Source organism: Phyllobacterium pellucidum (assembly GCF_013327855.1).
GTDB classification, from domain to species: domain Bacteria; phylum Pseudomonadota; class Alphaproteobacteria; order Rhizobiales; family Rhizobiaceae; genus Phyllobacterium; species Phyllobacterium pellucidum.
The window spans coordinates 133364-155859 of sequence record NZ_JABUMX010000007.1; the positions used below are offsets into that span (position 1 = coordinate 133364).

Here is a 22496-nt window from a genome sequence, read left to right on the forward strand (position 1 = left end):
TGAATTGCCCAACAAGTCCTTTTCTGGGTAAAATCAAACCATTGTTTTTGTTGCAACCGCGTGGGATATTTGCGTGATACCAAACAGGTGAAACAGCAATGAGCATCGATCTCGGCGGCCGGCTGCGCTTCCTGCGTGAAAGGCAAGGACTCTCGCAGCGGGAACTGGCCAAGCGCGCAGGCGTGACCAATTCGACCATATCGCTCATCGAATCCAACCAGACGAATCCTTCGGTTGGCGCATTGAAGCGCATACTCGACGGCATTCCGATCGGCCTCGCCGAATTCTTTGCGCTCGAGCCCGACCGCCGGCAAAAAGTCTTCTACGAAGCGGGCGACCTCGTTGAAATCGGCAAGGGCAATATTTCGTACCGGCAAATTGGCGAAAATCTCTTCGGGCGAATGCTGCAGATCCTCAAGGAACGTTATGAGCCTGGAGGGGATACGGGAAAGATACCTCTGGTTCACGAAGGCGAGGAAGGCGGCATCGTCATAAGCGGGCGTCTTGAAGTAACGGTCGACGATGAGCGGCGGATACTTGGACCCGGTGACGCCTACTATTTCGAAAGCCGCAGGCCGCATCGGTTCCGCTGCGTCGGCCCCAACCCCTGCGAGGTTGTCAGCGCTTGCACTCCGCCGACTTTTTAGCGGAGAGCCGCAAACCAGGCGATGAGTTCGGCGCTGTTGCGCAGGCCATGGGCGCGCATCAGCCGCGCTCGGTGTGCTTCGATGGTCCGCTTAGACAAACCGATTTCCTGAGCGATCTGGGAGTTGGTCTTGCCCTGCGAGACGAGGGTAAGCACCTGCTTTTGCCGATCGGAGATAAGGCTGGTCGTGGCGGCAACCGTTCGACTCATCGGCTCGAAACAATATAGCGCCTCGGCGAAAGGGTCTGCGTGGTTGCGGCTGCGCCCCCTTACCTTGCACCAGAAGCTTGTGCCATCACGCCGGCGCATCAGCCGCTCGTCATAATAGACCCTGCCGCCAGCGAAGTTCGTTTGCCACATTTCGCCGGTCCGCACGAAATCCCTGAGCTTCGGATAGAGCTTGGAAAAACTCTGGTCGATCAGTTCATCGCGCTCATAGCCGAACTCCTTGGCGAATTCGACATTGCAATCGCGTATGATACGGTACGTCGCATAGACCATCGGCACCGGCAGGTCGGCCAGCCAGAAGCGCTTGGCGCTTTCAGGATTTGCGATGTCGGAACTCAGAGATGCCGCTGCTGTCATGCAGTATTAATACGACTACCTGTACCGCCTCGACAAGCCATACCGTTGCTGTCAGAGGATGGAGAAATGGGAGATTATCCTTGAAAAAAGTTCATTCAGATGTGAGCGGCGCGCTCGATGGCCTGCTGTTCGACGGCATGACCATCATGGCCGGCGGCTTTGGCCTATGCGGCATCCCCGAAGCGTTGATCTATGCGATCCGCGATTCAGGGGTCAAGGATCTGACGGTGATTTCCAACAATGCGGGCGTTGACGGCATAGGCCTCGGCGTTCTCCTGGAAACGCGCCAGATTCGCAAGATGGTCTCGTCCTATGTCGGCGAGAACAAGCTCTTCGCCCAGCAATATCTTTCGGGCGAACTCGAACTCGAGTTCAATCCGCAAGGCACGCTTGCCGAACGTATTCGCGCCGGTGGCGCGGGCATCCCGGCCTTCTTCACCAAGACAGGTGTCGGAACGATCATTGCCGAGGGCAAGGACGTGCGCGAGTTCGATGGTGAATCCTACGTCATGGAACGCGGCCTGTTTGCCGATCTTTCCATCGTCCACGCTTTCAAGGGCGATACGGAAGGTAACCTTGTCTATCGGAAGACTGCGCGCAACTTCAACCCGATCATGGCGACGGCCGCGAAGGTCACCGTCGCCGAGGTCGAGCATCTTGTCGATGCGGGCAAGATCGACCCCGATCAGGTGCACACGCCTGGCATCTTCGTGAAACGCATCGTGCATGTGCCCGATCCGGTCAAGCATATCGAACAACGAACGACCCGCCCGCGTATCATTGCTGCAAGTGAGGTGAACTAAGATGGCCTGGACACGCGATCAAATGGCCGAACGCGCCGCCAAGGAACTGCGGGACGGCTTCTACGTCAATCTCGGCATCGGTATTCCGACCCTCGTTGCAAATTATATCCCCACCGGCATGAGCGTTCAGTTGCAGAGCGAAAACGGCATGCTCGGCATGGGCCCGTTCCCCTATGAGGGAGACGAAGATGCCGACCTGATCAACGCCGGCAAGCAGACCATCACCGAACTGCCGACGACCAGCTATTTCTCCGGTGCGGACAGCTTCGGTATGATACGCGGCGGCCATATCGACCTTTCCATTCTCGGCGCGATGCAGGTTTCCCGCAGCGGCGACCTCGCGAACTGGATGGTCCCTGGCAAGATGGTCAAGGGCATGGGCGGCGCCATGGATCTCGTTGCGGGCGTCAAGCGTGTCGTCGTCGTCATGGAGCATGAGGCCAAGGGAGAAGCCAAGCTTCTCGAAGAGTGCACCCTGCCGCTTACCGGACAGCGCGTCACCGACCTCGTCATCACCGATCTCGGTGTCTTTTCCTTCGAGCGTCACGGCGAGCCGAAGATGACGTTGATCGAAATTGCGCCCGGCGTGACGCTTGACGAAATCAAGGCAAAAACCCAGGCGAAATACGACGTCGCGATCTGAACCTTGAGCGCCGCCGGCGAGGCGGCGCCCATTCACCAGCAGACGAAGCCTCCATCGACGACGAGATCGATTCCCGTCACGAAGGACGAGGCGCGGCTGGCAAGAAACACTGCGGGACCGATCATTTCCTCTGGCGCGGCAAGCCGGCCCATTGGCGTATCCCGTTCGAAGATCTTGACCTGATCGGCAACTTCCGGGCGCCGGTTCATCGGCGTTAGCGTATATCCAGGGCTGATCGAGTTGACGCGCACGCCCCGATCAACCCACTCCATTGCGAGGCTCTTCGACAGGTGGATGACTGCTGCCTTTGAGGAGTTGTAGTTTGCCTGTTTGAGGTCGCGATTGACGATCGAGCCCGACATCGAGGCAATATTGATGATGGAGCCCTTGCCTCGCGGCAGCATGACGCGGGCCTCCGCCTGGCAGGACAGGAACACACCGGTGACGTTGACATCGTAGACATGCTGCCAGTTTTCGCGTGCCAGCGTTTCGGCTGCGCCGCCCGCCCCGATGCCGGCATTGTTGACGGCAATCGTCAGCGGGCCGAGTTCACTCTCGATTCGCTCCACGGCGGTTGCGATATCGTCGGCTGACGTTACCGAGCCTTCAATCGTGATCACCTTGCGCCCGGTCGCGCGAATACGCTTGGCCGTCTCGTCGAGCCCGCTGCCGGAAGAATGGCCAAAGCAGCCAATATCGGCACCCGCTTCGGCAAGCCCAATAGCTATGGCCTGGCCAATGCCGCTGCCGGCACCCGTCACGAGGGCAATTTCGCCTTGAAGATCGAAAAGGTCCATGTCCAGTCCTTTTCCGGCTAGTTCCTCTGGCCCTCGGTGCTAGGCTCGGCGCGGGCAGCCCTTACCAGACGCCGCCGCGTGCGGAACGCGCCCCATTGCTGGTCGACCAGCACGCCAATGAGAATAACGCCGCCCATCACCGAGAAGTTGAGGGAAGACGGTATGCCGAGGAGGTTCACCAGGTTCTGCAGTTCCTGCAAAAGGATTGTGCCAAGGATGACGCCGACGATGGAGCCTTCGCCGCCGCGCAGCGAGAAGCCACCGAGCACCGCTGCAGCAATGGCGTAGAGCTCGTAGAAATTGCCATGGCTGGCCGGCGAGATCGAGCGGGTATACATGGCGAAGTAGATTGCAGCGAGCGCGGTAAGGACACCGCAGATCACATAGGCTGCCATGATGATCCGACCGGTACGGATACCGGAGAAGCGCGCCGCTTCCTCGTTCTTGCCGATCGCGTAGAGGTAGCGGCCGAAGACCGAGCGGTGCAGGACGACCCACATTATCGCCATGATGACGATCAGCGCTATGAAGCTGTTTGGCACACCGTAGGTGCGGCCAGCGGTGAGGAACTCTAGCGTCGGGAAATTCTGGCCGAAGGCAAAACCGGCGGTGCCGTCAGCTGTATAGAAGCGGGCAACGCCGCGATAGATCAGAAGGCCGCACAAGGTGACGACGAAGGGCTGCAGCTTCAGCCGTGCGATCAGCCAGCCATGCGCCAGGCCGATAAGGCCGCCCAGTATGAGGATGAGAATAAATGCGACGGGCCAATCCATGCCCCTCGTCGCAATAAAATCTATGAACAGCACGCCGAGGAGAGCGATGGACGAACCGACCGAGAGCTCGATGCCGCCGGTTATGATGACGAAGGCCTGGCCGATCGAAAGGATGCCGAAGAGGCCGATCAGGTTGGACGTATTGGCGAGGTTGATGGGCAGCAAAAACCGGGGATTGATCGCAGCAACGACCGCGCCCACGACCAGAATGAGAAGTAATAGCCCGATATCTTTCTTGCTCATCGCCCCTCCGGCTCTCTCTTTGCTAGTCTAGGCTTTTTTCCAACCGCAAGCAGCATGACGTTTTCCTGGCTGAGATCGTCCTTGTCGAGAATGCCCGAGATCTGGCCCTCGTGCATGACCGCTACGCGGTCGGAAACGCCGATCACTTCTTCCATGTCGCTCGAGATCATCAGCACCGCGACACCTGCCTCGGCAAGAACCCGCATGAGATTGTAGATCTCAGCCTTCGCGCCGATGTCGATGCCGCGGGTCGGCTCGTCCATGATGATGATTTTCGGATTCATGGCGAGCCATTTGGCCAGTACGACCTTCTGCTGGTTGCCGCCCGACAAAGAGCCCGTCCGCGTCGCGACGGAAGGCGCTCTGATCCCGAGACTTGATCGCTGCTTTTCCGCCGTCTTGTTTTCGCTGCGGACCGAGACGAGATATCGTTTCGAATGCGCGGGCATGTCAGGCAGTGAAATGTTCTGCGCAATCGGAAAATCGAGGAGGATACCCTCGAGCTTGCGGTCCTCCGGAACAAGAAAGATGCCGTTCGCGACCGCATCGGCAGCAGAGTGCAGCCCAAGTTTCTTGCCATCGGTATAGACCTCGCCGCCGAGCCTGGCATCTATACCGAAGAGGACGCGGGCAAGCTCGGTGCGGCCCGAACCGACAAGGCCGGCAAGTCCGAGGATCTCGCCACGACGAATCTCGAGGCTGACCGGGTGGTGCGGATAGGTCGTGGTGCGAATATCTTGCGCTGAGAGTGCTACCGCTCCCGGTGTCTGCATCGAAACGGCTGTCCGTGCCTTCAGCGCCCTTCCGATCATCAGTCGAACCATCTCGTCATGATCAATCGCACTTTTCGGCAAGACCCCGGCGAGGATCCCGTCTCGAAGGACCAGCACGCGATCGGCGACGCGCTCTATTTCATGCAGGCGATGCGAGATGAAAATGACGCTGATGCCATCCGCCTTGAGGCCCTTGATGACCGCCAGAAGCTTCTCTGTCTCGGGGAGGGGAAGGCTCGACGTCGGTTCATCGAGAATGACGAGCCGCGAATTTATCGAGAGCGCCTTGGCAATTTCCACCATCTGCTGCTGGGCGAGCGAAAGCTTCGAGACCGGCGTGTCAGCACTGAAATTCGCACCCACGCGCTTCAAAAGCGAACCCACCATTTCGCGCAGCTTGGCGCGGTCGACGAGTTTCAGAGGTCCGGCGCGCAGCGGTTCGCGGCCGAGAAACACATTTGCGGCGACATCGAGATTGTCGAAGAGGTTTAGTTCCTGATGAACGAAAGCGATACCGGCGTTCATGCTGCCTTCGACGCTCAATTGGTCGTGTTCGATGCCATCGACCGTGATCGTTCCACGATCGGGCTTCACCACGCCGCCGAGTATCTTCATCAATGTGGATTTGCCTGCGCCGTTCTCGCCAACGAGGCCGATCACTTCCCCCGGAGCCACCTCCATGGAAAAATTATCGAGGGCAACGACACCGGGATAGCTCTTGCGCACGCCCGAAAGGCTCAAGAAAGGCGCTTCGACGCCAGCGAACGACGATGTTTCAGGTACATTCAACATAGCTGCATAAACCAGAACTCGAGATCATCGAAGACGCCGCCACCGGGCGACGTCTTCCTGATTATCCTGATAGTCTGGTTCAATTTCCAGCCATTGCTTTCAGATTTGCTGCATACTTGTCGACATCGTCCTTGCCGATGATCACGGTTGGAATGATGATCAGCTTATTGTCAGGGATACCCGACTTGTCGCCACCGAGATAAGCCGCCATCAGCTTCATGCCGCGGTAGGCCCATTCGAACGGCTGTTGCACGACAGTGGCGGCAACAGTCCCTTCCTTGACGCCACCCAGCGTGATCGGATCATCGTCGAAACCGACGACCGTGATCTGGCCAAGCTTACCGGCATCGCGCAGCGCTTCGTAGATTCGCGGCGTATTGTACGAATAGAACCCGACCATGCAGGTCACGTCAGGGCTCGCGACAAGCGCATCCTCAACGTTCTTTTTGGCACGCGTTTGGTCGATATCATCACCGCGCACATCGACGAGTTCGATCTTGGTACCGGCAAGACCATCCTTCATGCCCTGAATGCGCTCTTTGGCGTTGTCCGCCCCGAGCAGGCCGACAAATCCGATGCACTTGCCACCATTCGGCATGGCTTTCTTGGCAATTTCGGCTGCCTGCTTGCCCGCATCGACGTTCGACGACCCGATATAGGCGACGCGGTTGGTCTGCGGCGCATCGCTGTCAGTGGTGAAGAGCGCGGTCTGCGAGGCAATCTTGTTCAGCCCGTCAGTCGACGTTTTGGGATCGACCGCTGAAACCATGATGCCCTTGACGCCGGCGGTAACGAGATCGTCCATCAACCGCTGCTGGATGGCAACGGAGGATTGCTCCGGATATTTAAGCTCGAGCGAGTAGTCCGGCAGTTCCGCCTGGGCCTTCTTGACACCGGCTTCTGCGGCCTTCCAGAAGTCGGAGGCGCCGTTGACGACAAAGGCCAGGGTGGGCTTATCCGCGGCGTTGGCGATGGGCACTCCGGCTGCCCCAAGGACAAGAGCAGCGGTTAAGCCAGCAGCTAATGCAAGTCTCATAACTAACCTCCCATTAAAGTCCGTATTGCGCCCGGACCGTTGGCAATCTGACCATCGCGTCGTTCCTTCCTCCAAGGCCGACGACACAACGGGGAGCCGATGAAATCGGCTTTCCGACCATGACTTTAATTGGGTAATTGTTATTAGTAAACTCTATTATCATATAGTATTATCAATCTTTCACGTGCGTCGTACGAGGCCGCTGCGGGGTGGCCGGCGGCGGAACGGGACCATGAGAGGTTGAGCGAAGATTGGGTCCATCTGATTCTAGCGACCAGCCTTCGAAGATCAGGAAAGCCAGAAATCGCAGAGCTTTCGACGAGTGGGGGCTCGCTACCTCGTCCGTTTCACGACGCAGACGGGGCTTGCGCCAGGGTACTGGGGATCCTGCTCGACGCAGGCAGCATCATAACGGAAAGTCCCGTAATAGACGCGCGCGCAGCCCGAAAGCAGCGGAGCGAATGTTACAATCACCAGGAATATGGCCCTGAAATAATTCCTGCCTTGGTGGTTCATTTTCCTCGATCTCGTTCCTATATGAGCGTTTGAAAGTGACACAGTGGCGTAACAATCCACTGATATTCTTCACTAATTGACCGAACCGACAATCGGCAGCCGCAGCAGTCTAGCAAAATCTGGTGCCAGAATAAGGCAAGTACCCGTTAAGGTTGTGTTCACGTTTTCCGTGAGCCTGCACAAAAGGCTTGATCGAGCGGGATTGACGTATAAGTTCGGCCTTCCGATTTGTTAACCAAACCTTTCACGTTAGGAGCAAAGCGATGAACAACAGCGACTATACGTTGCCAGAAACAATTTCCACGGCGCTAGCCAAAGGTACCAATATTGTCACGGCATTTCGCGAACAATTCGGATATTCCGTCGAGGATTTGGCCGTAGCATGCGGTCTGACTTCCCTCGAAATTGAAACGATCGAAAGCGGTCAAAACAACGACCCAGCCAAACTGGAGCGTATTGCCCACGCATTGGGGCTTCCCAACAATGCAATGATCATTGAAGAATCGAAGCGCCTAAGCGCCTGAAATCTTTAAATTAATAAATCGGACTCAAAAAGCTGCCAGGGTGATATCCCAACTCTGGCAGCTTTTTGTTTGGCTATAATCCAAGCAAATTACGGGTCAGCGGATGGTCGGGGTCCGTCAGCCCCTCAATGATATTCGCGTGATGCCTGCCGGGCTCTTCGACTGCTTCCACCCGGCAGTCAAATCCCGACCAAACGTTGGCCAGCAACGCATTCTGCCGCACGAACTCCGGGCGCTCCAGCGCGCCGACCCATGCGGTCACGTCAATCCCTTCCTGTGGTTCGAGGAGGGCAGGACTCTCGAGCCGTGCTTCAACCGCATCAAGATGCAGAGTTTCGTTCATCTCCGTTTTCATCAACGGCCGCAGGTCGACGAGGGGCGATATCGGGACCGTCTTGCGGATGCGTTGGCGCACTGCCTGCGGCAGGGGCGAGGTTGCAGTCATCATCCGGGCGACAAGATGACCTCCCGCTGAATGACCGGTCAGGTGGATCGGCCCTGCGACCTCGTTTGCAGCGTGCGCAATGGCAAGACCGACTTGAACCGTAATGTCGCTGACGCGCACCTCCGGACAGAGCACATAGGAAGGAATGGCGACGGCAAACCCGTTCGACACCGCACCCCTTGCCAAATGCGACCACGCGGACTTGTCGAAATCCTCCATCCAGTAGCCGCCATGAATGAAGACCGCTAGGCCGCGCAGGTCGCCTGACGGCATGAACAGGTCGAGCCGATTGCGATCGTGTTCGCCGTAGCTGACGTCGAGCTTCAACAGACCCTTGCGGTCCATTTCCTCGCGAAAGCTCGTGGCCTGCTCCAGCCACTTTGCCGGGTATCCGAAGCCATCGGGTATATAGGCAAAATTCGAATAGGCGTCGTCCCAGTCGATTGGTTCTTGCGTGACCATCCTGTTTCCTCCCGGCGCTCTAACGCTATTCCCTGACCTTCTCGCGAACGGCAAACCCGCCGCCGGACTTGCGCAGATTCGGCAAGGCCAGCATCAACAGGACAAAGGCGCCGGTCGCAAATTTCAGGTCCGCGGGAGCGAGGCCGAGCGTAAGGCAGAATGAAATGAGCTGATAGTAGACCAGCGAGCCGACGACCGGCGCGAGCACCTGGCGCAGAATAGTCTGCCGTCCGGTAATAGCCTCGCCGATGATCAGGGCGGCAAGGCCATTGATCAGAATGCCGAAGCCCATGTTCACGTCGGCAAAACCTTGCGTCTGCACCATGATGCTCCCGCCGGTTGCCGAAAGCGCACTCGCGGCGCCGACGCCGATGATCGTCGCGGTGCCGACATTGATACCCTGCGCTTCGGCCATGTCCGGGCTCGCCCCAACCGCGCGCATCGATGTGCCTTTCTCCGACATGAAGAAATAGAGCATTGCCGCAACGACGAGCAGGATCAGAATGCCGACGATCAGGATCTTGACCCAGGGCAGATTTGCCAAGGCGCCAGCAAGCAGCGTGAACACGGTGTCGTAGGTGAACAGCGGTATATTGGTGCGCCCCATGATGCGCAGGTTGATGCTGTAAAGCATCGTCATCACCAGGATACCTGCAAGCAGCGTATTGATCTTGAAGCGCAGATGAATGAACGCTGTGCTGCATCCGGCGATGAAACCGCAGATCAGGGCAACGAAGCAGGCCAGGAACGGGTTGACGCCCCCTGCGATCAGCGTGCCGCAGACACAGCCACCGAGCGGAAAAGCACCTTCGGAGGTCAAATCCGGAAAGTTCAATATTCGGAAGGGCAGCATGACGCCGAGAACAACGAAGGCAACGATGAGGCTCTGGGCAATCGTGACCGGGATCAGTCCGTAGAAGCTGGTGAAAACGTCCATGGCTCAATTTCCCTGCAGCGCGATAGCGTCGGATTTGGTGTGGAACCGGTCGATGAGGTCAGAGACCGTGATGCCGCGCTTCTCCTCGGGGCCGATTTCTACCAGCACCTTGCCGGCGTCCATCATGACGATCCGGTTGCCGTAATTGATCGCGTGTTCCATGTTGTGGGTGACCATCAGCGTCGTGAGCTTGAGCTCTTCCACCGCGCGCACCGTCGTGTCCATCACGAGCTTTGCCGTGCGCGGATCGAGCGCTGCCGTATGCTCGTCGAGAAGCAGCAGTTTTGGCTGGGTAGAGACCGCCATGACCAGCGAAAGCGACTGGCGTTGACCGCCGGACAGGAGCCCAACCGGCATGTCCAGACGCTTTTCGAGTCCAAGGTTGAGTTCGGCGAGTTGCTCGCTGTATCTGGCACGCCGCGCTGACGTTAGTCCGAAGGAAAAGCCCCGCCGTTTGCCGCGCAGTTCGGCCAGGAGCATGTTCTCGCCAATGGTCATCGTTGGCGCGGTACCGATCATCGGATCCTGGAAGACGCGGGCAATAAACTGGGCCCGGCGATGCGCGTTGAGGCGCGTGACGTCCTGCCCGTCAATGGAGATGCGTCCGGAGTCGAGCGGCAGCTTGCCGGAGACCGCGTTGAGGAAACTGGACTTGCCGGCGCCGTTGCTGCCGATGACGATGCAAAAGTCCGCCGGTGCAAGGTTGACATTGAGTCCGTCGAGCGCCCGGCGCTCGTCCTGCGTACCGCGATAGAAAATCTTTGTGCCGCCCGTTACGGAAAGCATGTTCTTTGTCATTGATGAGCCCTCGAACTCCGAGCTGTATGCCCCACGCAATAGTTCCTGCGTCATGGTTGGCGCAGGAACTATAGGTTTGCAGGCGAAAGGAGAAGGCTTATTTGACGAAGCACTCGCAATCTTTGAGGCTTTCCGGCACTTTTTGTCCGGTTTTGGCAAGCACGGCCTCATTGATCAAAGCAGTATGGTCTTCATAAGTCGGCTTGATCGGAGCAAGACTTGCTGGCGACTTGCCGGCAATGATCTCCGCTGCAAGCTTTGCCGCATTCTGCCCGACCTTGGTGTACGAGACCTCGAAAGCTGCAGCAACGAGACCGTCACGTACCGCCTGTGCCGATGCGTTGACGATCGGAATGTTGACCGAGAGGGCGGCTGCGGCAACGGCGGGCACAGCTGGCTGAACCAGGTTCGAGCCCGGAACGTAGATGACGTCCGCCTTGCCGGCGAGCGAGCTGACGCGGATCGGAATATCGTTGGTGTTGTCGAGGCCGACTTCGACTAGCTCCATGCCTTCGGCCTTAGCGGCTTCCTTGATCAGCTTGAGCACGGCAACGTCGTTGTCTTCGCCCGGATTGTAGAGATAGGCGAGGCGCTTGGCATCGGGCAGCAGCTTGCGGATGAACTTGACCACTGAGCTGACGTCCTGCAAATCCGACGCGCCAGTCATGCCGGTGTCGCCAGCTTCCCAGGATGGCGTCAGCTTTGCTGCGACCGGATCGGTCACCGCTGCGAAGACGACTGGCGTGCCGGAATTGCCGACGATCTGGCGCGCGCCCTGTGCGACCGGAGTGGTGACGGCGAGGATGAGCTTCGGGCTTCCCGAAACGAGCTTCGTGACCATTTGCGGGATGAGGGTCGCATCGAAATTGACCTGCAACTCATCATAGACAGCATCGGCAACGCCGAGTTTCGCCAATTCCGCCTTGAACGAGGTCACGGTTTCGTCGAGCTGCGGATGCTTGCCGAACTGGGCAATGCCGATTTTCGTTTCGGCTGAGGCCACGCCTATGTGCAGGCTAAGGCCGAGTGCTGCCGCGAGCGCAGTGCGCACCGCATATTTTGCGCCAATCATCGAATGTCTCCCTTTTTTGTGTGTTCCAACCCCTGAGGCTTGAAAATAGTATAACAAGCGTGAAATGATATACAATACAAAATGGGGCAAACCCACAGAGGGAACGATGGCCGAGAGCGTCAAATCGGACAGCCTTTACGCGGCGCTGCGATCGCGCATTCTCAATGGAAGATTGCGTCCGGGCCAGTCGTTGCGGCTACGCGCGCTTGCCGAGGAATTGGGCGGCAGCGCAACACCTGTTCGAGAAGCGCTCAATCGCCTGCATGCCGAAAACTTCGTGACGACCGAAGCCAACAAGGGCTTCCGTGTTGCAACTGTAACGCTCGAGGAACTTGAAGATCTGGAATCGGCCCGCGCTGCGATCGAAACCCAGCTGCTGCTGCGATCGATCGACAAGGGCGAGCGCGACTGGGAAGCGCGCCTCGTCAGCGCCCATTACCGGCTGTCGAAATGCGAGGTTCCCAACTCATTTTCCCAATCGGAAGCAATCGATCTTTGGGACGCCGCACATACGGAGTTCCACTTCGCCCTGATTGACGGCGCCGCCTCACTCTGGCTGATGAATTTCGCACGACAGGTCAATGCCCAGCTGCAACGCTACCGCCGACACATCATCCTGCGCATCGATCACCTCAATCGCTCCGCAGCGCAAAATGGCAACGGCTCGCTGGGCGTCCTGTCACGCGAAGCGCTTGGTATCGATGCGCACACGGCGCTTATGCAGGCGGCGCTCGATCGGGACAGATCGAAGGCCGAGGCCTTGATGCTCGACCACGTGCGTCTCGCCAAGGACGCCTTTTTGAAACTTGCCAAGGCCAGCGGCATTTCCGGCATTGATGCCGCCGCCTGACGAACAGGGACACCATGGATAATACCACCCAAAGAATTGACGCCGCGGCGGCAGATCGTTCCGATCCGCTTCGTGGTTTTCGCGAACGCTTCCATTTGCCGGAGGGCGTCATATACCTCGACGGCAATTCGCTCGGCGCTTTGCCTGAATCCGTCCGCCAGCGTGTGTTGAACACGATCGACAAGGAGTGGGGCGTCGATCTCATCCGCAGCTGGAATACCGCCGACTGGGTGCACCTTCCACAACGTGTTGGCGCCTGCATAGCCCGCATCATCGGTGCGGAGGAGGGGGCCGTCGTCGCCGCTGACAGCACATCGATCAATCTGTTCAAGGTGCTTTCAGCCGCCCTCGACTTGAACCCCGGCCGCAGCAAGATCGTCTCCGAGCGCGAAAACTTCCCCACAGACCTCTATATCGCGGAGGGCGTCGCCAAGCAGATCGGCAAGGGTCACCGGCTGGTTCTGTCGGATTCGCCCGAGGATATCCCAGGATTGCTCGATGAAGACGTCGCGGTGCTCATGCTGACGCACGTCAATTATCGCACCGGCTATCGCTACGACATGGCGGCACTGACGCGCGCCGCCCATGACAAGGGCATTCTCGTCATCTGGGATCTGGCACATTCGGCAGGCGCAATGCCGGTCGATCTAAGCGGAGCCGAGGCGGATTTCGCCATTGGCTGTGGCTATAAATACCTCAACGGCGGTCCGGGCGCTCCTGCCTTCCTCTACGTCAATCCTCGGCATCACGGCGGCTTCCGCCAGCCGCTTTCCGGTTGGTTCGGTCACCGTGCGCCGTTCGATTTCGACTCCGCCTATACACCTTCCAACAAGATCGAGCAGTATCTATGCGGCACGCCCCCGGTTCTTGCGATGGTCGCCATGGATGAAGCGATGGCCATCTGGGATGACGTCGACATGGCGGCGCTCCGCGCCAAGTCGATAGCGCTTTGCGACCTGTTTATCCAGGAGATCGACAGCTTCGCCGAGCGTCTTGGTTTGCGGCTGGTTACGCCGCGAGAACCGGAATTGCGCGGCAGCCAGGTCTCTTATTCTTGCGAAAACGGTTATGCGATCATGCAGGCGCTGATTGCGCGCGGCGTGATCGGCGATTTCCGTGCGCCCGATATTATTCGCTTCGGATTCACGCCGCTTTATCTGAGTTTCGCCGAAGTCGAAAAAGCGGCAGCAATCCTCAAGGACATTCTCGAAACAAGCGCCTGGGATGCGCCGGAATTCCACGTCCGGGGCGCCGTGACATGACGCGTACGCCTTACGATCCGGAACAGGAAGGCGCGCAGATGATGTTCGATGGGCGAATGTCCTATGGCGACTATCTGCGCCTCGACAGGATTCTTTCAGCGCAAACGCCGCTGTCCGACGCTCATGACGAAATGCTGTTCATCGTGCAGCACCAGGCATCAGAGATCTGGATGCGCCTCGTCATTCACGAACTGACATCGGTTTGCCAGCACATTGCAAGCGATGATCTCGCGCCGTCCTTCAAGATGCTTGCGCGGGTTTCGCGCATTCTCGATCAGCTCAATTCGGCATGGGATGTGCTGCGCACCATGACGCCGAGCGAATACACGACGTTCCGCGAAGCCCTCGGCATGTCGTCTGGATTCCAGTCGTTCCAATACCGTGCGATCGAGTTCCTTGCCGGCAACAAGAACGCGGCGATGATGCGCCCGCATGAGCACAAGCCGGACATTCACGCCTGGCTCAAGGACATCCTGCACAAGCCCAGCATCTATGACGAATCCCTGCGGCTCCTCGCGCGCAAGGGCTTTGCCATCGATCACGCCGTACTGGAGCGTGACTGGTCGCGGCCTTACCAGCCCAATGAGAGCGTCCGCAATGCCTGGCTCCAAATCTATCGCGATCCCGAAGCAAATTGGTCCCTCTACGAACTTGCCGAAAAGCTCGTCGATTTCGAGGATTACTTTCGGCGCTGGCGCTTCAACCATGTGACGACGGTCGAGCGCATCATCGGGTTCAAGACCGGCACGGGCGGCACATCCGGCGTCAACTATCTGCGCAAGATGCTCGAAGTGGTGCTGTTTCCCGAACTCTGGAACGTGCGGACCGAGCTTTAGCTTATTCGTCGAGATAGAATTGCTGCCTAGGCTGCCCGCTTGTCGATCATCACGCAGTCCATCGCCGATTTTGCATGGACCTGGTTACTGTGCGCAAAACCATGTTTGGCAATTGCTGCAAGATCGTCATCGGGCCGGATTGGCCGCGACCACCAGTTTTCATTGAGTTTCCAGCCTTGGGCAGCGGCGCTTTCGATATCGGCGCTGTCAGGACGCAGTACACAGGATTCGTGCACGATGCGCGCATCCGGCGACCGTCTCATCATAATTTGCCGGCCACGCTTGAGCGCACTCGCTTCATCATCTTCAATAACAAGCTGATGATAAAGATGACGTGTCTGTTTATACTTCGTCAGATAAGCGAACTTGACTTGATATGCTGGCAAAACCTTCTCCTGCATCAAAGACTCAACCGCGTTAACCAATTCTTAATATTGTTTGCGATGCAGTCTTTTTCAAGGATGTCGGGGTTTTGCACAGATTAATTTATCGATGACGCACTCAAGCAACGTATTGATTAGCCTCGGTCTTCTCCAGTCGTTCCGAAAGCGAAATGAATGGGATCGACTACATGGATCCTCTCTTCTCGCTCACGCGCCGTAGACGAGCTTGTCCTGGCGGGCGCGCAGTTCGACGATCTTCGAGCCTGGCACCGGCGCGGCATTTGCGCTGGTGATGAGTTCGCCCTTGCGGATCGGCGCCGTGACGGTGCCGCCCTGCAGAAGCCCGCAGGGGATCGCCCCCGCTTCACGCGCTTCCGCCGCGGTCATGATCCAGGCGCGATAGCAATATTCGCCGATGGCATCGAGCTTCTCGCCCGGCTGCATGTCCTTCTTGGCGACGGCGCAGACCTCGGCAACGGGCTTGGCCAGCGGCACCATGTCGGGCTTGCCGTAAAGGACGACACGGGCGCAGGTCAGCGGTACTTCGAGCGAAGTCAGGTGATAGGGCCGGTGGAAGGTGAAGTACGGGCCCTTGCCCATCTTCAGGTCTTCCATGCGCTCGGAAATGCGCGGATGCGACATGTCGGCGACGACGAAGACGCCGGGGGCAACGCCCTTGCCGATCGAATAGTCGACGACCCCGACCCGTGAGAGCACGCCACCATCCTTTTCCGGGATCAGCGTCTTCGACAACTGGTCGAGCGTTGCCGCCGGACCGTGCATGCCGGGCTTGTCGGGCACGAGCCCGGTGGCATTGGCGATCGCCGCCATTTCCACCATGGTCTTCGAGCCGTCGACGAACTCGACCAGCATGCGCACGTTCATGTGCCGGCGTTCGGCTTCCTCGGCATAGTCGTCGGGAATGGCATCGATGTTGAGCGGGTTGTTCTTGCCCTTGCCGGCGGCGACGATCGGATGGCCCATGGCCGAGACGAATTCGATGAGTTCCATGCACGACGACGGCTCGTCGCCGGCGCCGAGCGAGTAGGTGACGCCGAGCCGGTCGGCCTCGCTCTTCAGATAGGCCCCGATGGTCACGTCCGCCTCGACATTCATCATCACGAGGTGCTTGCCGTGCTCCATTGCCCGCAGGCCGATCTCGGCCCCGACCGCCGGAACCCCGGTCGCATCGATGACGACGTCGATGAGGTCGTTTTCAAGGATGAGATTGGCATCGTCGGTGACGGCAACCTTGCCGGCCTCCATCGCCGCCGTCAGCGCCGTGGCATTGGCGACCTCGCGGCCATGGCCGCTCTCCTGGTAGGCGATGTCGACGGCTTTCAGCGCATTCGGCAGCTTCAGTTCCGAGATCGCGCCGATCTCGATGCCCGGCATGTGCGCCACGCGCGTCACGATATCGGTGCCCATCTCGCCCGAACCAATCAGCCCGATGCGGATCGGCCGCCCGGCATCCGCCCGCGCCTGCATGTCTCGCGCCAGTCCCGTCAGTGCAACATTGGTGCTCATCTGATTATCCTCCGGTTTGATGGGACCGGAATAGGACGGCAGGAGGCGATTGTCTAGGAACTGTGGAAGCGAAATTCCGTGCGTTGCCGGTAGGTTTCGCCGGGCATGAGGATCGTGCTAGGAAAATGTGGCTGGTTGGGACTGTCAGGGAAATGCTGCGCTTCAAGACACAGTCCGGCGAACCGCCCGTAGTTTCTGCCGCCAAGACCGGCAAGCGAAGGAATCATCGCGCCGTCGTAGAACTGCAGGCCGGGCTCGCTGGTATGAACTTGCATGGCAAGGCCATTGCCGCCGGCAAGCGACGCGGCAAATCGCATGCCCTGGCTCAACGGTTCGGAGAGGACGAAATTGTGGTCATAGGGCGTCGATCCCACGACGGCAATGCGGCGCGCCAAGCGGAAATCGTAAGGCGAACCGGCGACCGGAGCGATCTCCCCGGTGGGAATGAGACCCGCATCGACCGGTGTATAGACGTCGGCGAGGATGCGCAGGCGGTGATCGCGAATGTCGTTCGAACCGTCGAGGTTGAAATAGCTGTGCTGCGCGAAATTCGCGACCGTCGGCGCATCGGCCGTCGCTTCGATATCGACGCGCAGCGTCGCATCTTCCACGAACCGATACGTGCAGCGCACATCGAGATTGCCTGGGAAACCCTGATCGCAGTCCGGAAGGTGGAGGGTGAGGGTTACCGCACTTTCGTCGTGGTCGACGATTTTCCAGAGACGCTGGGAAACGCCGCCGCTGCCCCCATGGAGAGTTTGGACACCCCGTTCATTGCGGTCGAGAACGATGGTCTTGCCGTCGAGCACGAAGCTGCCATTGGCGATGCGATTGGCATAACGCCCAACGAGCGCGCCGAAATAGGGTGAGCGCTGGGGGTAGGGGGCGAATTCATCGAAACCGAGCACCACGCGCTGGAGCCTGCCGTCGGCAAGCGGGACTTCCAGATCACGGATAACGGCGCCCCAATTCAATATGCGGGCAATCGCGCCCGCTGCAGAGCGAATGATGACTTCCGATACCAGGTCGCCCTCGAACTCACCAAAGTCTTTCGTATTTGTGACGCCACGCAAAATCAGTGTTCTCCTGCAACGGTTCGGCTGCGCGCGGCAAGCTTTGCCTGCAGCATGACGACGACGAGCAGGAAGAGCCCGCGGATGACCGACTGCCAGTAAGCCGAAAGCGATATCCAGCCCTTGCCGTTCTCGAAATTGAGGACATTGAACAGGATGCCCAAAAGGAGCACGCCGGCAAGTGTCGCCCCGACCGAGCCGACGCCGCCTGTCAGCAACGTGCCGCCGACAACGACTGCGGCAATGGCAAAAAGCTCCCAGCCGACACCCTCGATAGGCTGGCCGGCGCCGAATTGTGAGGCCAGGATCACGCCGGCAAGCCCGGCAAGCCCGCCGCTTCCGAGGTACACGAGGAACTTGATCCGGTCGGCCGGCAGACCCATAAGGCGCGTCGCGTCCTCATTGCCGCCGACGGCGAGGACGCCGCGACCCGTTCCCGTGAAGTTCAGGACGATCCAGCCAATGAGATAGGCGAGCATCGCGATCCATGCGGGAATGGGAAAACCGAGGAAATTGTCTTGTCCGATCGACGTGAAGCCGCTGTCATAGGATACGGATACCGACTGATTGTCGGCAAGCAGCAACGCCGTTCCGCTCGCAGCGAGCATCATGGCGAGTGTGGCGACAAAAGGCATTATCCGCAGACGCGTCACGAGGATCGCATTGACGAGACCGACGCAGAGGCCAGCACCAACGCCGGCACCAAGTCCGATCCAGACGCCGTAGGGGCTGGCGAGCGCCGCAACGACACTGCCAAGCGCCGCAGTCGAACCGACCGAAAGATCGATGCCACCGGTCATGATGACGAAGCACATGCCGAGGGCGACAAGCGCAAACATGGAGTTGTAGCGAAGCACGCTGGTGATGTTGAAGAAACCGAGAAAATAGTCGTAGCGCGCCCAGCCAAAGAGGACGAGCAAAAGCAACGCAACCACGACACCATAACTTCCAAGCAGGGAGATCAATCTGGTTCTGGTCATGCGCGCCTGCCCTGTTGCTGTATCCAGACGGCGAGCACGATTATGCCAGCCTTGACGACGAGGGCCGCTGCGTCCGGCACACCATTGGCGAGCAGCGTATAGCGAACGAGCTGGATAGTCATCGCGCCGAGAAGCGTGCCGATGATGGTTGCCTTCCCGCCGCTGAGAAGCGTTCCGCCGACCGCGACGGCCGCGATCGCATCGAGCTCCATGCCGAGCCCCACGAGGTTGGCGTCGCTCGACGAGTTGATGGCGATGACGATGAGTCCCGCTATCCCCGCGCACAGTCCGCTGATGGCGTAAACCGCCAGCTTCACCTTCGACACCGCGATGCCCGCAAGTTCCGCCGCCCGTTCATTGCCGCCAATTGCGATAATCTGCCTGCCGAAGACGGTCCGTCTCAGCACCCAGGCGGCGGCGACGACCAAAAGCGCCATGAGCACCACCTGGACAGGAATGCCGAAGATGCGGCCGAGACCGATGAACTGAAATTCCGGCACGCGGAAGGTCTGCAAATTACCGTTGGTCAACACCTGGGCAATGCCGCGCCCGGCGATGAAAAGCACGAGTGTCGCGACAATCGGCTGAATGCGGAACTTGGCGATTAGCCAGCCATTAAAAAGTCCAAGCAGCCCGGCAATGCCGACCGAGACGATCATTGCCGCAGCAACTGCCAGGCCGACATTGTCGATCGGAATGATCTTGCCCAGGAAGATCATCGGTGCCAGCGCACCTGAAATCGCCATCAGCGAGCCGACGGAAAGATCGATACCGCCGGTTGCGATGACGAGCGTCATGCCCACCGCGACGATGACGATGGTGCAAACCTGCGTAAGGTTGACGTTGAGCGTCTGCATCGTCGCAAAATTACGGGTAAAAGCAAAATTGAAGAGAAGGAGTGCGACGAGCGCAATCAGGGTACCGTAGCGCGCCATGAAATCCATGGGGATGAAGGGTCGCGAAACGCTCTGCTGCCGGGTCGTATCGGTCAAGACAGGGCCTCCGCAATCGTTGGTGGGCTGCCATGCGCCATGGCCGACATCACCGCATCCTCCGTCGCCTCACTGCGGTCGAATGTGGCGACGCTCAAGCCTTCCCGCAGGACGAAGACCCTGTCGGCGCCCTCGGTGACTTCTTCGAGTTCGGATGAGATCATCAATACTGCGAGGCCTTCATCGGCGAGCGATTTGATCAATGACTGGATCTCGCCTTTGGCGCCGACATCGATGCCACGCGTCGGTTCGTCGAGGATGAGCAGGCGCGGGTTCATGGCGAGCCACCGTCCCAGAAGGACCTTCTGCTGGTTACCGCCGGAAAGTTCGCGCACTTTCTGGTCAGGTCCCGAACATTTTACGCCGAGTTGCTTGATGAAACGTTCGACGATTTCGCGCTGCGCCTTCTCGTCGATGATACCGGATTTGCTGAGTTTCGGCATCAAGGCCAGCATCATGTTTTCGGCCACGCTCATTTCAGGCACGATGCCTTCGCTCTTGCGGTCCTCGGTGCAAAATCCCATCCCTGCGGCAATGGCTTCTGCGGGGCCGCGTGGTGCGAATTTTTGCCCGTCGAGTTGCATCGTACCGGCGCGTGGCCGGTCGATGCCGAAGACAAGCCGCGCCGTCTCGGTGCGCCCCGCACCGAGGAGACCAGCAAACCCCGCAATTTCGCCCTGCCGTACGTCGAAGGAAACATCCTGGACCGCCTGGTTGATTGCGAGATTTTCTGCCGACAACAGAACATCGCCGATCTTGCGTCGATCCCGCTCGCTGAAGGCGGTCGCATGCCCTTCGGCGCGGTCTATCGTGCGTCCGAGCATGGAAGAGACAAGCCCGATCTTGTCGATCTCGATCATCCGCGCAGATTTGATGGTCCGTCCATCGCGCATGATCGTGACGCGATCGCAAACTTCGTAAAGTTCATCGAGCTTGTGGCTGACGAAAATGACCGAGACCCCCTCTTGTTTCAATTGGCGGATAACGTCGAAGAGCACGCTCACTTCGCGTTCGTCGAGCGACGAGGTTGGCTCGTCCATAATGACCAGCTTGGCAGAAAAACCGATGGCGCGGGCAATGGCGACCATCTGTTGGGTCGCCGTGTTGAATTCCATCAACGGGCGGCGCACGTCGATACGCACGTTGAATCGCTGCAGCAATGTTTCGGCTTCCTGGTGCATGCGCTTCCAGTCGAGAAAGCCGAAGCGACGTGCCTCCCGGCCAAGACAGATGTTTTCCGTGATGGAGCGATAGGGGACGAGGTTGATCTCCTGGTAGATCGTGCTGATGCCGCTCGCCTGGGCCTGATGTGGCGAAAAGACCTCGAACGGCCGGCCGTCAAACGTCACTTCGCCGGCATCGCGGCGATGATAACCGGTCAGCACCTTGATCAGGGTTGATTTCCCGGCACCGTTCTGGCCGATCAGGGCATGGACCTCACCGCGCCCCACTTCGAATGAAGCGCCGGACAGAGCCGAAATGCCGGCAAACCGCTTGTCGATCCCCGTCATCGATAGAAGTGTACCGGTGTTCATTACCAAGCCGTTTCTGCAGAACGTGGAAAAGCTTCGACGCCGAATAGAACACGTCGAAGGAGGGCCAGCGCCCTATTGAGCGCTGGCATGTTGATAAAATCAATAGGCGGTGCTCAGCAGTTCCTTGGCGTTACTGGCGTCATAGAACTGGTCCGGATTGATGAGCTTGGCAGGTATCTTTTCGCCGTTTGCGTAGGCGACAGCCGTATCAAACGCTTTTGGACCAAACCGCGGATTGCATTCGACGACTGCCGCGATCTTGCCATCGACAACGCCCTGCACGGCTTCCTTGCCGCCATCGATCGAAAGCACGAGAATATCCTTGCCCGGCACCTTGCCCGCAGCCTCGATAGCCGAAATGGCACCAATGGCCATTTCGTCATTGTGGGCATAGACGACATTGGCGTCGGGATGGGCCTGGAGCAGAGTTTCCGCAACCTGACGGCCCTTGTCGCGCGCGAAGTCGCCGGTCTGCGAGGCTACGATCTTGAAGTCCGAGTTCTTGGCGATGACGTCGTCAAAGCCTTTTTTGCGGTCGTTGGCGGGCGACGAACCGGTGGTGCCTTCAAGTTCGATGATCGTCGTCTTGCCATTTGCATTCTTGACGAGCCAATCGGCGACGCGCTGTCCTTCCTCGATGAAGTTGGAACCGATGAAGGTAACGTAATCCTCACCCGGCTTGGCAAGCGAGGCATCGACATTACGGTCGAGCAGAATGACCGGAATGCCGGCATTCTTGGCGGCCTTGATGGCCGGGATCAGCGGCTTTTCTTCGCGCGGGGCAAGGAAGATGAGGTCGACGCCCTGGGCGATCATAGAGTTGACGTCAGCGACCTGCTTTGCGGCGGAACTTGCGGCGTCGGTGTAGACGAGCTGCCAGCCGCGCTTTTTGGCTTCGTCCTGCATGCTGGCGGTCTGAGCGAGACGCCACGGGTTGTTGCTCTCGGTCTGGGCAAAGCCAACCTTGTAGGTATCTTTCTTCTTCAGCGGCGGCGATTCCGCGAAGGCGTTGGCGGCAAACACGGCAGCAGCAAATCCTGCGGCCGAAGTTAAAAGCAGAGTGCGGCGAGTGATGGTCATAAAAATTCCCTCCCAGAAATCAGCGGGGTCGTCCCACTAAGCGATCATCGCTGCTTATAAAAATTAGTCAATAATTATTTATATTGATTAGTCGGATCAACTGCTCCTAATATCGCCAGAGGTTCGGGGCGAG

At 58.7% G+C, this 22496-nt stretch carries 23 protein-coding genes; 7 read left to right on the forward strand and 16 right to left on the reverse strand.

From position 1 onward, the window contains the following. Positions 1–98: 98 nt before the first annotated feature. Positions 99–647: a cupin domain-containing protein gene (locus tag HQ945_RS21015; protein WP_113282181.1), complete on the forward strand. Its 549-nt coding sequence runs from the start codon at positions 99–101 to the stop codon at positions 645–647. On the opposite strand, the gene HQ945_RS21020 is transcribed toward HQ945_RS21015, so the two are convergent. Further along, positions 644–1147, reverse strand: coding sequence for a LuxR C-terminal-related transcriptional regulator (locus HQ945_RS21020; RefSeq protein WP_091925320.1), 504 nt, complete (start codon positions 1145–1147; stop codon positions 644–646). The genes HQ945_RS21015 and HQ945_RS21020 overlap by 4 nt on opposite strands. A 164-nt stretch (positions 1148–1311) precedes the next feature. Between HQ945_RS21020 and HQ945_RS21025 the strand changes: the two genes are divergently transcribed. Both HQ945_RS21025 and HQ945_RS21030 read left to right on the forward strand, forming a co-directional pair. Further along, positions 1312–2034, forward strand: coding sequence for a CoA transferase subunit A (locus HQ945_RS21025; RefSeq protein WP_091925246.1), 723 nt, complete (start codon positions 1312–1314; stop codon positions 2032–2034). 1 nt (position 2035) lies between these two features. Then, positions 2036–2677, forward strand: a complete 642-nt coding sequence (locus HQ945_RS21030) for a 3-oxoacid CoA-transferase subunit B (protein ID WP_027233005.1) — start codon at positions 2036–2038, stop codon at positions 2675–2677. Between the two features lie 32 nt (positions 2678–2709). Here HQ945_RS21030 and HQ945_RS21035 read toward each other — a convergent pair whose 3' ends face one another. From HQ945_RS21035 to HQ945_RS21050, 4 genes are all read right to left on the reverse strand, one after another. Further along, the gene (locus HQ945_RS21035) at positions 2710–3474 is read right to left on the reverse strand and encodes an SDR family oxidoreductase (RefSeq protein WP_027233004.1); all 765 of its coding nucleotides are present in this window, start codon (positions 3472–3474) and stop codon (positions 2710–2712) included. Positions 3475–3491: 17 nt separating this feature from the next. Continuing rightward, positions 3492–4490: an ABC transporter permease gene (locus tag HQ945_RS21040; protein ID WP_091925249.1), complete on the reverse strand. Its 999-nt coding sequence runs from the start codon at positions 4488–4490 to the stop codon at positions 3492–3494. After that, complete coding sequence (locus HQ945_RS21045) at positions 4487–6055, reverse strand: sugar ABC transporter ATP-binding protein (RefSeq protein ID WP_162737292.1); 1569 nt, start codon at positions 6053–6055, stop codon at positions 4487–4489. The genes HQ945_RS21040 and HQ945_RS21045 overlap by 4 nt, the downstream gene beginning before the upstream one ends. Before the next feature lie 79 nt (positions 6056–6134). After that, positions 6135–7091: a sugar-binding protein gene (locus HQ945_RS21050; RefSeq protein WP_027233001.1), complete on the reverse strand. Its 957-nt coding sequence runs from the start codon at positions 7089–7091 to the stop codon at positions 6135–6137. 779 nt (positions 7092–7870) lie between these two features. On the opposite strand from HQ945_RS21050, the gene HQ945_RS21055 reads away from it, so the two are divergent. Further along, complete coding sequence (locus HQ945_RS21055) at positions 7871–8131, forward strand: helix-turn-helix domain-containing protein (protein ID WP_027233000.1); 261 nt, start codon at positions 7871–7873, stop codon at positions 8129–8131. Between the two features lie 73 nt (positions 8132–8204). On the opposite strand, the gene HQ945_RS21060 is transcribed toward HQ945_RS21055, so the two are convergent. From HQ945_RS21060 to HQ945_RS21075, 4 genes are all read right to left on the reverse strand, one after another. After that, a complete protein-coding gene (locus HQ945_RS21060) occupies positions 8205–9038 on the reverse strand; it encodes an alpha/beta hydrolase (protein WP_113282183.1) in 834 nt (277 codons plus the stop codon). A 25-nt stretch (positions 9039–9063) separates the two neighbouring features. Then, on the reverse strand, positions 9064–9975 hold the full coding sequence (locus tag HQ945_RS21065; RefSeq protein ID WP_113282184.1) for an ABC transporter permease: 912 nt from the start codon (positions 9973–9975) through the stop codon (positions 9064–9066). 3 nt (positions 9976–9978) lie between these two features. Further along, positions 9979–10761, reverse strand: coding sequence for an ABC transporter ATP-binding protein (locus HQ945_RS21070; RefSeq protein ID WP_027232997.1), 783 nt, complete (start codon positions 10759–10761; stop codon positions 9979–9981). Between the two features lie 109 nt (positions 10762–10870). Continuing rightward, positions 10871–11845 carry an ABC transporter substrate-binding protein gene (locus HQ945_RS21075; protein ID WP_113282185.1) on the reverse strand — a complete coding sequence of 325 codons (975 nt, stop codon included), beginning with the start codon at positions 11843–11845 and terminating at the stop codon, positions 10871–10873. Positions 11846–11951: 106 nt separating this feature from the next. Here HQ945_RS21075 and HQ945_RS21080 point away from each other — a divergent pair, with 106 nt between their 5' ends. Genes HQ945_RS21080 through kynA form a run of 3 tightly spaced genes read left to right on the forward strand, consistent with a single transcriptional unit; the run spans position 11952 to position 14793 of the window. Continuing rightward, on the forward strand, positions 11952–12695 hold the full coding sequence (locus HQ945_RS21080; RefSeq protein WP_162737293.1) for a GntR family transcriptional regulator: 744 nt from the start codon (positions 11952–11954) through the stop codon (positions 12693–12695). Between the two features lie 14 nt (positions 12696–12709). Further along, positions 12710–13957 (forward strand): kynureninase, encoded by a 1248-nt coding sequence (gene kynU, locus HQ945_RS21085; protein WP_113282187.1) that lies wholly within the window; start codon positions 12710–12712, stop codon positions 13955–13957. Continuing rightward, a complete protein-coding gene (kynA, locus tag HQ945_RS21090; RefSeq protein WP_113282188.1) occupies positions 13954–14793 on the forward strand; it encodes a tryptophan 2,3-dioxygenase in 840 nt (279 codons plus the stop codon). The genes kynU and kynA overlap by 4 nt, the downstream gene beginning before the upstream one ends. 26 nt (positions 14794–14819) lie before the next feature. Here kynA and HQ945_RS21095 read toward each other — a convergent pair whose 3' ends face one another. The 7 genes from HQ945_RS21095 to HQ945_RS21125 form a co-directional block, all read right to left on the reverse strand. Then, complete coding sequence (locus tag HQ945_RS21095) at positions 14820–15194, reverse strand: hypothetical protein (protein ID WP_174208475.1); 375 nt, start codon at positions 15192–15194, stop codon at positions 14820–14822. 189 nt (positions 15195–15383) lie between these two features. Then, a complete protein-coding gene (locus tag HQ945_RS21100; RefSeq protein ID WP_174208476.1) occupies positions 15384–16703 on the reverse strand; it encodes an NAD(P)H-dependent oxidoreductase in 1320 nt (439 codons plus the stop codon). A 53-nt stretch (positions 16704–16756) separates the two neighbouring features. Beyond that, a complete protein-coding gene (locus HQ945_RS21105) occupies positions 16757–17776 on the reverse strand; it encodes an aldose epimerase family protein (RefSeq protein ID WP_113282288.1) in 1020 nt (339 codons plus the stop codon). A gap of 2 nt (positions 17777–17778) precedes the next feature. Beyond that, positions 17779–18756 carry an ABC transporter permease gene (locus tag HQ945_RS21110; protein ID WP_091924945.1) on the reverse strand — a complete coding sequence of 326 codons (978 nt, stop codon included), beginning with the start codon at positions 18754–18756 and terminating at the stop codon, positions 17779–17781. Next, a complete protein-coding gene (locus HQ945_RS21115) occupies positions 18753–19700 on the reverse strand; it encodes an ABC transporter permease (RefSeq protein ID WP_113282295.1) in 948 nt (315 codons plus the stop codon). The genes HQ945_RS21110 and HQ945_RS21115 overlap by 4 nt, the downstream gene beginning before the upstream one ends. 44 nt (positions 19701–19744) lie before the next feature. Continuing rightward, complete coding sequence (locus tag HQ945_RS21120) at positions 19745–21283, reverse strand: sugar ABC transporter ATP-binding protein (protein WP_113282287.1); 1539 nt, start codon at positions 21281–21283, stop codon at positions 19745–19747. Between the two features lie 99 nt (positions 21284–21382). Continuing rightward, the gene (locus HQ945_RS21125) at positions 21383–22363 is read right to left on the reverse strand and encodes an ABC transporter substrate-binding protein (protein ID WP_091924952.1); all 981 of its coding nucleotides are present in this window, start codon (positions 22361–22363) and stop codon (positions 21383–21385) included. Positions 22364–22496: the final 133 nt, after the last annotated feature.

Excerpts from the sequence above, each read along its gene's own strand:
- HQ945_RS21110 (WP_091924945.1), bottom strand. The coding sequence starts at position 18,756 with ATGACCAGAACCAGATTGATCTCCCTGCTTGGAAGTTATGGTGTCGTG.
- HQ945_RS21050 (WP_027233001.1), bottom strand. The coding sequence starts at position 7,091 with ATGAGACTTGCATTAGCTGCTGGCTTAACCGCTGCTCTTGTCCTTGGG.
- HQ945_RS21015 (WP_113282181.1), top strand. The coding sequence starts at position 99 with ATGAGCATCGATCTCGGCGGCCGGCTGCGCTTCCTGCGTGAAAGGCAA.
- HQ945_RS21055 (WP_027233000.1), top strand. The coding sequence starts at position 7,871 with ATGAACAACAGCGACTATACGTTGCCAGAAACAATTTCCACGGCGCTA.
- HQ945_RS21075 (WP_113282185.1), bottom strand. The coding sequence starts at position 11,845 with ATGATTGGCGCAAAATATGCGGTGCGCACTGCGCTCGCGGCAGCACTC.
- HQ945_RS21035 (WP_027233004.1), bottom strand. The coding sequence starts at position 3,474 with ATGGACCTTTTCGATCTTCAAGGCGAAATTGCCCTCGTGACGGGTGCC.
- HQ945_RS21030 (WP_027233005.1), top strand. The coding sequence starts at position 2,036 with ATGGCCTGGACACGCGATCAAATGGCCGAACGCGCCGCCAAGGAACTG.
- HQ945_RS21095 (WP_174208475.1), bottom strand. The coding sequence starts at position 15,194 with ATGCAGGAGAAGGTTTTGCCAGCATATCAAGTCAAGTTCGCTTATCTG.
- HQ945_RS21125 (WP_091924952.1), bottom strand. The coding sequence starts at position 22,363 with ATGACCATCACTCGCCGCACTCTGCTTTTAACTTCGGCCGCAGGATTT.
- HQ945_RS21120 (WP_113282287.1), bottom strand. The coding sequence starts at position 21,283 with ATGAACACCGGTACACTTCTATCGATGACGGGGATCGACAAGCGGTTT.
- kynA (WP_113282188.1), top strand. The coding sequence starts at position 13,954 with ATGACGCGTACGCCTTACGATCCGGAACAGGAAGGCGCGCAGATGATG.
- HQ945_RS21045 (WP_162737292.1), bottom strand. The coding sequence starts at position 6,055 with ATGTTGAATGTACCTGAAACATCGTCGTTCGCTGGCGTCGAAGCGCCT.
- HQ945_RS21065 (WP_113282184.1), bottom strand. The coding sequence starts at position 9,975 with ATGGACGTTTTCACCAGCTTCTACGGACTGATCCCGGTCACGATTGCC.
- HQ945_RS21115 (WP_113282295.1), bottom strand. The coding sequence starts at position 19,700 with ATGGATTTCATGGCGCGCTACGGTACCCTGATTGCGCTCGTCGCACTC.
- kynU (WP_113282187.1), top strand. The coding sequence starts at position 12,710 with ATGGATAATACCACCCAAAGAATTGACGCCGCGGCGGCAGATCGTTCC.
- HQ945_RS21100 (WP_174208476.1), bottom strand. The coding sequence starts at position 16,703 with ATGAGCACCAATGTTGCACTGACGGGACTGGCGCGAGACATGCAGGCG.
- HQ945_RS21080 (WP_162737293.1), top strand. The coding sequence starts at position 11,952 with ATGGCCGAGAGCGTCAAATCGGACAGCCTTTACGCGGCGCTGCGATCG.
- HQ945_RS21020 (WP_091925320.1), bottom strand. The coding sequence starts at position 1,147 with ATGGTCTATGCGACGTACCGTATCATACGCGATTGCAATGTCGAATTC.
- HQ945_RS21060 (WP_113282183.1), bottom strand. The coding sequence starts at position 9,038 with ATGGTCACGCAAGAACCAATCGACTGGGACGACGCCTATTCGAATTTT.
- HQ945_RS21070 (WP_027232997.1), bottom strand. The coding sequence starts at position 10,761 with ATGCTTTCCGTAACGGGCGGCACAAAGATTTTCTATCGCGGTACGCAG.
- HQ945_RS21040 (WP_091925249.1), bottom strand. The coding sequence starts at position 4,490 with ATGAGCAAGAAAGATATCGGGCTATTACTTCTCATTCTGGTCGTGGGC.